Annotated in this window: 7 protein-coding genes and 1 riboswitch; all 7 genes read right to left on the reverse strand. The window is 42.1% G+C overall.

Annotated features, from left to right (window positions below):
• Window positions 1–3: 3 nt before the first annotated feature.
• A complete protein-coding gene (gene gcvPA, locus G593_RS0105395) occupies window positions 4–1,314 on the reverse strand; it encodes an aminomethyl-transferring glycine dehydrogenase subunit GcvPA (protein ID WP_029731029.1) in 1,311 nt (436 codons plus the stop codon).
• 25 nt (window positions 1,315–1,339) lie between these two features.
• Window positions 1,340–1,717 carry a glycine cleavage system protein GcvH gene (gene gcvH / locus G593_RS0105400; protein ID WP_005333840.1) on the reverse strand — a complete coding sequence of 126 codons (378 nt, stop codon included), beginning with the start codon at window positions 1,715–1,717 and terminating at the stop codon, window positions 1,340–1,342.
• Between the two features lie 51 nt (window positions 1,718–1,768).
• Window positions 1,769–2,860, reverse strand: coding sequence for a glycine cleavage system aminomethyltransferase GcvT (gene gcvT / locus G593_RS0105405; RefSeq protein ID WP_029731030.1), 1,092 nt, complete (start codon window positions 2,858–2,860; stop codon window positions 1,769–1,771).
• A 55-nt stretch (window positions 2,861–2,915) separates the two neighbouring features.
• Complete coding sequence (gene glyA / locus G593_RS0105410) at window positions 2,916–4,157, reverse strand: serine hydroxymethyltransferase (protein WP_029731031.1); 1,242 nt, start codon at window positions 4,155–4,157, stop codon at window positions 2,916–2,918.
• A 107-nt stretch (window positions 4,158–4,264) separates the two neighbouring features.
• A riboswitch (glycine riboswitch) is annotated at window positions 4,265–4,375 on the reverse strand.
• A 263-nt stretch (window positions 4,376–4,638) separates the two neighbouring features.
• Window positions 4,639–6,591 (reverse strand): acyltransferase family protein, encoded by a 1,953-nt coding sequence (locus G593_RS0105420; protein WP_029731032.1) that lies wholly within the window; start codon window positions 6,589–6,591, stop codon window positions 4,639–4,641.
• A gap of 298 nt (window positions 6,592–6,889) precedes the next feature.
• Window positions 6,890–7,099 (reverse strand): helix-turn-helix domain-containing protein, encoded by a 210-nt coding sequence (locus G593_RS0105425; protein ID WP_029731033.1) that lies wholly within the window; start codon window positions 7,097–7,099, stop codon window positions 6,890–6,892.
• A 62-nt stretch (window positions 7,100–7,161) separates the two neighbouring features.
• Window positions 7,162–7,938 (reverse strand): hypothetical protein (locus G593_RS0105430; RefSeq protein ID WP_081646493.1); only part of this gene is annotated, 777 nt, incomplete at its 5' end.

A 7,938-nucleotide genomic window follows, 5' to 3' on the forward strand; every position in this document is an offset into this window, starting at 1 on the left:
GCTCTACACCTCCTTTAAAAGGCGGATAACTTCATCCATCTCTTCTTTTGTGTTCATCTCTGTACAGCACCATAATACTCGATGGTTTCCAAGTGGATATCCTCCCAGGATTCCATGCTCTTCCAGCGCCTTTAATGCTTCGCAAGGACATTTTTCAGATACAGTTACAAATTCGTGGAAGAATTCTCCCTTATTCTCTACTTTGAATCCGATCTTATCAAGCTCTGCTGCCAGATAATGTGCTTTGGAAGCAGACTGAAGCGCTGCTTCTTTGATTCCTTCACTTCCCATAGCCGACATGTACACGCCAACTGCCAGCGCACAAAGTGCCTGATTGGAACAAATGTTACTGGAAGCTTTTTCTCTGCGGATATGCTGCTCTCTTGCCTGAAGTGTTAATACATATCCGGTCTTTCCATTATGATCTTCTGTCTGACCGACAATTCTTCCCGGAAGCTTTCTCATCATGCCTTCTGTGGCTGCCATAAATCCTAAGTATGGTCCTCCAAATCCAAGTGGAAGTCCCAGTGGCTGTCCATCTCCGACTGCCACATCTGCACCGTACTCTGCCGGTGTCTTGATGATTCCAAGGGAGATCGGATTCACACCCATGATATATTTTGCCCCGGAACCATGAGCAATTTCCCCGATTGCCTGTGCATCTTCCAGATTACCGTAATAGTTCGGATGCTGGATATAGACACATGCTGTCTGCTCGTCTATATTTTCTTTCAGATAATCCAGATCTGTCACGCCGTCTTTTTCCGGAATCTCCACGATCTCCATTCCATTTCCATGACAATACGTATGTATCGTTGCCAGTGCATCCGGCAGGATCGCTGCGGATACGAAGGCTTTCTTACGCTTTCTCTCCTGGCACATTGCCACGCCTTCTGCTGCCGCCTCGGCACCATCATACACACAGGCATTGGACACATCCATTCCGGTCAGATCACAGATCATTGTCTGATACTCGAAAATGGACTGTAAGATTCCCTGACTGATCTCTGCCTGATACGGTGTATATGCTGTCAGCAGATTTTCTTTTGAAATCACACTGTTCACTATGGATGGAATAAAATGTCTGTATGCTCCTGCACCTCGGAAAATGATCTTAAATACCTGATTCTTTGATGCAATATTTTCCATCTCTCTGCGGACTTCCAGCTCTGACTTTCCTTCCGGAATATTCAGTCCGCCTTTGATCTTAACCTCATCAGGAATGTGTGCGAACAGATCCTCGATAGAACTGTATCCAATCTCTTTTAACATTTCCTGACGTTCTTCTAACGTATTCGGTACATAGCTTCCCATATGCCGTCCACCTCCCGTCTTTGTCTTACTGCTCGCTTGCTACAAATGCCTCGTATTCTGATGGGGATAATAATTCCTCTTTCTCAGATACTTCTTTTACTTTGATAAACCATGCATCATATGGTGCTCCGTTGATAGATTCCGGTGCATCTAAAAGCTCCTCGTTAATCTCACACACAACTCCGGAAACCGGTGAATATACATCGGAAACAGCTTTTACAGACTCAACATCACCAAATGCCTCACCAACGGATACGCTATCTCCCTCTTCCGGAAGATTTACAAATACTAAGTCTCCAAGCTCAGACTGTGCGTAGTCTGTAAGACCAATTGTAACAACATCTCCTTCTTCTTTTACCCACTCATGTGATTTTGCATATAATAATCCTTCTCTGATTTCCATCTTAATAATCTCCTTTTTTATATATTCTCTTTTTTAATCCTTCAACAAAACTTATTTCGCTCTCTTGTAGAATGGCAGTGCTATGACTTCTGCCTCGACTTTACGTCCTCTTACATCTACTTCTACTTTATTACCGATCTCTACACTTCCGGCATCTACTAATGCCATTGCGATTGGATATCCCAGGAACGGACAATGTGTTCCGCTTGTTGTATGTCCGATTTTCTTTTCTCCAATATAGATATCCTGATGTTCACGGATAATTCCTCTTCCGGTTACTTTAAGTCCGATTCTTGTAATCTCCGGCTCACCACGCTCTTTCATGGCTTTCTTTCCGATGAAGTCTTCCTCTTTTCCCATCTTGACTGCAAATTTCAGGCCTGTCTCAAGTGGTGATATTTCATCATCCATCTCATGTCCGTACAGTGGCATCGCTGCTTCCATACGAAGTGTATCTCTGGCTCCAAGTCCACATGGAATCAGCCCTTCGTCTTTTCCGGCCTCTAAAAGTGCATCCCACATTTTCTCAGCATTTTCACTTGTCAGATATAACTCGACTCCGTCCTCTCCTGTGTATCCTGTCTTGGAAATGATACATGGGATTCCAGCTACCTCTGTATCGAATACTGCATGATAATATTTCTTTGGGATGTTCTCTTCTGCCGTTAATTTCTTCAGGATCTCCATTGCTTTTGGTCCCTGAAGTGCAATCTGCCCATACTGGGAAGATGCATCTGTAAATGTGACCTCTCCGAATTGATGGTCTAACATCCACTGATAATCTTTATCTTTGTTCGCCGCATTAACTACGATAAAGTAATCATTATCTCCACGTTTGTATACGATCAGGTCATCAACCGTTCCACCATTCTCGTTACACATCGGGCTGTATCTTGCCTGCCCATCTACCATGTTGGTAAAATCATTTGTCAGCAGCTTCTGCAGGTTTGCAAGTGCATCTTTTCCCTGGCACAATACCTCTCCCATATGAGACACATCGAAAAGTCCTGCTTTTTCTCTAACTGCCATATGCTCTGTGATAACACCTGTTCCATACTGTACCGGTAAGAGATATCCTGCAAATGGAACGATCTTACCGCCTGCTTTCACATGCGCATCATAAAGTGGTGTTTTTAACTCCATATCATATCCTCCTTCTTGTTTTTAATAGGGACGTTAATTATAGAGATACATTAATTTATTCATATAATGGATATTTCTCGCAGATTTTTGTAACTTCATCTCTGATTTCATCTGCCTTTGTCTCAAAGTCTGTCACTGTCATCTTGATCAGTTTTGCGATTATCTTCATATCCTCTTCCTTCAGTCCTCTTGTTGTAACTGCTGGTGTACCGATTCTGATTCCACTTGTTATAAATGGGCTTGCCGGATCATTTGGTACTGAGTTCTTATTGACTGTGATGTAAACCTCGTCCAGTCGGTTCTGAAGTTCTTTTCCGGTAATGTTCATGTTCTGAAGATCTACTAACATCAAGTGGTTATCCGTTCCACCACTTACCAGATTGAAGCCTTCTGCAATCAATGCATCTGCAAGTTCTTTCGCGTTATTCACTATCTGCTTCTGATACTCTTTGAACTCTGGTTTCAATGCCTCTCCAAAGCAGACAGCTTTTGCTGCAATAATATGCATCAGCGGACCACCCTGAGTTCCCGGGAAGATTGCTTTGTTAATTGCTTTTGCATGTTCTTCCTTACACATGATCACTCCGCCTCTTGGTCCTCTCAATGTCTTGTGAGTTGTCGTTGTAACTACATCTGCGTATGGAACCGGATTCTGGTGAAGTCCTGCTGCAACCAGTCCTGCGATATGTGCCATATCTACGAAGAGATAAGCGCCAACTTCTTTTGCAATATCTGCAAAGATATCGAATCGGATCTCTCTTGGATAAGCAGAAGCTCCTGCAACAATCATCTTTGGCTTACATTCATGTGCAAGTTTTCGAATCTCATCGTAATCCAGTACTCCGTCATCGTTGATGTTGTAAGGAACAAAATTATATAAAATACCGGATTGGTTTACCGGTGATCCATGTGTCAGATGTCCGCCGTGTGCCAGGTTCAGTCCCATTACTATGTCGCCCGGTTTAATCAGTGCCTGATATACTGCATTGTTTGCATTTGCTCCTGAGTGTGGCTGAACACATGCATGATCACAGCCAAATAATTCTTTTAATCTCTCAATTGCCAGATTTTCAATGATATCTACATTCTCGCAGCCACCATAATATCTCTTGCCCGGATATCCTTCTGCGTATTTATTTGCCGGTACAGTTGCCATAGCCATCATCACTGCCGGGCTGATAATGTTCTCAGATGCGATCAGCTCCAGGTTTCTTCTCTGGCGTCCAAGCTCCAACTCAATTGCTTTTCCAACCTCTTCGTCATAGTTCTTCACATAATCTGTTACCTGTTCAACCATGTTCATTTTCTAATCATCCTCCAAATTTCCCCAAAAATTTTTAAAAAAGGGTACAAAAAAAAGCAGGTAAAAAATAATTTCTTAACAATCTTAAGACTTATTATTTTTTATCTGCCTCTGTCCTTTCACCTGAAAGATTGCTTACCGGTCTTCGCGTGTATGGCAGGTAAGTTACTTCTTCGGTACAATCCCTTCCATTGTTCTCCAGAGTGTTGTCCAGACCCGTTCCTTTTGCCTGAGAGTTTCTGCTTGCCCCTTCGGCTCCAGTCTATCATTCCATGTGTCGCGTATCACATGATAGTGGTATCTCACAAGTCCTTCCTTCAACTTAACCTCAGAATACAGCTGTCTGACAATAAAGTCAAGCGTTAAATATTTTTCTTACTTGTTAGAATTCTATCAGTGATTATTGTTAAATATCTGACACCGTGTTTACAGCCTTTACACCAGTTTTACATGCTTTTTTCTCAGTAAATAAAAACTATTCTGTACTTGCGTTTTTACTACTATCATTACTGCTGTCCGTACTTGTGTCTGTACTACTAACTAATCTTGACTTAGGAATTTCGATATTCTCCTTCTTGTATGCATCCAGTACAGCCTCCTTGATACATTTTGCATATGCTTTCGCACCTGCCGAGAGCAAATGTGTATCGTCTGCATCAAAATACTCATCATGACCCTCGCTTGCAGCATACCAGTCGATCAGATATGTATGATCATTTTCTTCTACTAATTTTTTTATCTTGCTGTTGCTTTCCTCTTCGAACGTATCATGCGGAATTCGGACTGTTGTCAGAAACAATGGCATATCCTTCCCTATCTTCTCCCGAATATCTTCAAGTTCACCATTGATCGGACTGTTCGAAAGTGATGCAAATATGACGCCTTCTCCCTCCCATTTCTTTTCGTCAATGTAGGAATCAAGAACTTGTTTACCAAGTGATGTGATCCGTCCGATTTTAGTATCACTGACACTGTTTGGAAATATTTCATAAAAATCATCTGTTACATCAACTGCAATAGAATCCCCGATGAGCAGGAGATTTAAACCTTCCAGAATCTCATCATCCGTCAGATCAGCCGTACAGATGGTATCTTCACTCTCTGAACCATTCGCTTTCTGCTTTGCAAGTTGTTCTTCCGTCATCTTACCGGTCTCTTTTGCCTTTGCCTCACGTTTTTGTAATGTATCCAATGCATTTTTCTTCGGCACAAATATCATGCAAAGTATCAGTGACACGGTCAGTACAAATGTGCCTGCCATTACCTTTAAACTTCTTCTTGCCACCTGTATCTGGCGCTTCTTCTCCTGCCTGGATTTCGGTCTGCTTCTTAAAATATTCAAATATTCCCCAATAATACCATGGCGGATCGGTGTCTCAATAAAACGATAAGAAAGCTCTGCCAGGACAACACTTAATACAATCTCAATCAATGTAATCCACCAGGATGCCTTTATCCCCTTACTGATTAACAAAATGATTGGATAATGCCACAGATATATGCTGTATGAACGATTCCCCATCCATTTCAAGACTGGGTTACTTAAGAATCTGCTAAGCCAGGTCTTTCGTCCTGATACTGCATAGACCATCAATACGGTCAGAATTGTTCCAAAAAATTGTCCTCCTCTGTACCAGAAATTACTGGAACCATTGATTGCTATCGTCATCACGAGCAACACTGCAAAAGACACACTGCCCAAAAACATATTGACACTAGCTGAAAGTCTTCTTGGAACCATCCGGTACTCCCACAGAATTGCAAGTAATGCACCGAATAAAAGGGAAAATGCTCTCGTGTCTGTCCCATAATATACCCGGCTGGCATCCTGCTGTGGATCAAATAATACAATCATCAAAATTACTGAGATCAGCGCCAGCAGCAACGTTACTCCTGCAAACAAAAGACCTCTATTTGCCCGTCCCTCTTCTCTGCTTTTTACTAACTTATAGATTCCCAAAAGAATCAATGGATATATCAGATAAAATTGTGTCTCAATCGCCAGTGACCAACAATGCGTAAATGGTGACGGTATTCCGGCCGCTTCAAAGTAAGATACCTTATTAAAAATCTGCCACCAGTTATTAAATCCCAGAACAGATGCCAGGAAATCCTTACAGCCCTTTGTAAAAATAATCCTGTTTACGACTGCGCTGACAAATATTATAACAACTGCCATTGACATAACTGCAGGAACAAGACGCCTGATACGCCTCAGCCAAAAGTTCTTCAAATCTATTGTTCCTTCTTCTTCTACTTCGGAAATCAGTATGCCTGTAATTAAATATCCTGATAAAACAAAAAATACTGTCACACCAAGAAAGCCACTCTTAAATAAAGCCAGCTTCAAATGATATGCCAGTACCATAATAACCGCAATTGCTCTTATGCCATCAAGCCCTGTGATGTATCTTCTCTTTTTCCCCATAACTCTTCATCCTCATTTGTACTTTTTATTGTTTAGCTCATAACTTCTGTTGCCTCTCTTCTTGTCTCTAATATCTCTTATACATAATATTAAATAAAAGTACAAAAAAAAACAAGAACCTTTAAAGTTCTTGCTTGTCTGCATGAGCGTGCGGGGATTCGAACCCCGGACAACTTGATTAAAAGTCACGTCGTTCAAATCCTTGCAAGCGCCGTAATAACGCCGTTTTTCAAGTGTGCTCTGAGGCACATTTGAGACATCTTGATTTTAATTGATTTTTTCGTTCTTGTCAATAATATTATTTTTCGTCTTTTCGACCAACCAAATAGTCCATAGAGACATTATAAAAATCAGCCATTGTGATTAACATATGTATATCTGGCTCTCGTCCTTTCGTCTCATATCCGGCTATGGTTGATCTTGATACTCCCAGTGCAGTGCCTGCTGCCATCTGTGATAGTCCCCTCTCTTCTCTCAGCTCTTTCAGCCTTATCGCAAGCTTTTCCATATAACCACCTCTTATTATAATGTAGCAAAATTTTTGCTGATAATAAAGGGGTAATATTTCCACTATCCTACATACTTCTTGCCACCATAATATGCAGCAATCCAGCCGCTTGGAATCTTGATCCAGATGTCATTGCCAACCTCGCGGACGTCCTTGCAGGTTACGCGAGTGCCTTTCTTGAGTCTCCCGTTATCGTGCGCGTGTTGCTGTGCATTACTGGATAACTCCGCATAAGATTTTTCCGGATTATTGGTTCCCGGACCGGTTCGGACGCTCAGGTCGTCCACCTGTGTTGCATAGACTTGTCCGACGACATAAGCTCTGGTACTCTTTGAAGCGAAAGTCACTCCAGATCCATTGTCCAGGACTACAACTGTATGTCCCTTGGTGCGTGTAACAAGAATATCCCCTCGTTTCAGATATGTACTTTCCTTGCAGCGCTTATCATCTTTCAGGATTTCGAACGCTCCTGTCTTTCGCAAGGTTTCCAGCTCTGACGCTGTGTTGAAATCTCCAACCTGTATTCCGGCATATAAGCAACATACTCTGACCAGTGCAGAGCAATCTACCTCCACATCAACATTGACCTTGCTGAGATTATAGTTATACTTAACCGCAATCTTTCTAAGGCTGTCTCTGTGTGCCTGGCAATAACCGATGTGATTATTGTTGCACGCTGCTTCCATTGCCTGTGCAATCTTCTCTGCTACAGTTGGATCTTTCGGTCTTGCTACGTACCAACCTTTTCTGTGCAGATAGTAATTCTGTATAGACACTTCTCCACCGGTCTGATCTCCGGCTTTTCCTCCGGTGGTGGTGCCCTTCTCATTAATACGTGC

This window comes from Dorea sp. AGR2135 (assembly GCF_000420885.1).
In the GTDB taxonomy this organism is placed as follows: domain Bacteria; phylum Bacillota; class Clostridia; order Lachnospirales; family Lachnospiraceae; genus Dorea; species Dorea formicigenerans.

Bases quoted from the DNA above. Each gene is read 5' to 3' on its own strand.
- G593_RS0105420 (WP_029731032.1), bottom strand. From the start codon at position 6,591: ATGGGGAAAAAGAGAAGATACATCACAGGGCTTGATGGCATAAGAGCA.
- glyA (WP_029731031.1), bottom strand. From the start codon at position 4,157: ATGGTTGAACAGGTAACAGATTATGTGAAGAACTATGACGAAGAGGTT.
- gcvT (WP_029731030.1), bottom strand. From the start codon at position 2,860: ATGGAGTTAAAAACACCACTTTATGATGCGCATGTGAAAGCAGGCGGT.
- G593_RS0105425 (WP_029731033.1), bottom strand. From the start codon at position 7,099: ATGGAAAAGCTTGCGATAAGGCTGAAAGAGCTGAGAGAAGAGAGGGGA.
- gcvH (WP_005333840.1), bottom strand. From the start codon at position 1,717: ATGGAAATCAGAGAAGGATTATTATATGCAAAATCACATGAGTGGGTA.
- gcvPA (WP_029731029.1), bottom strand. From the start codon at position 1,314: ATGGGAAGCTATGTACCGAATACGTTAGAAGAACGTCAGGAAATGTTA.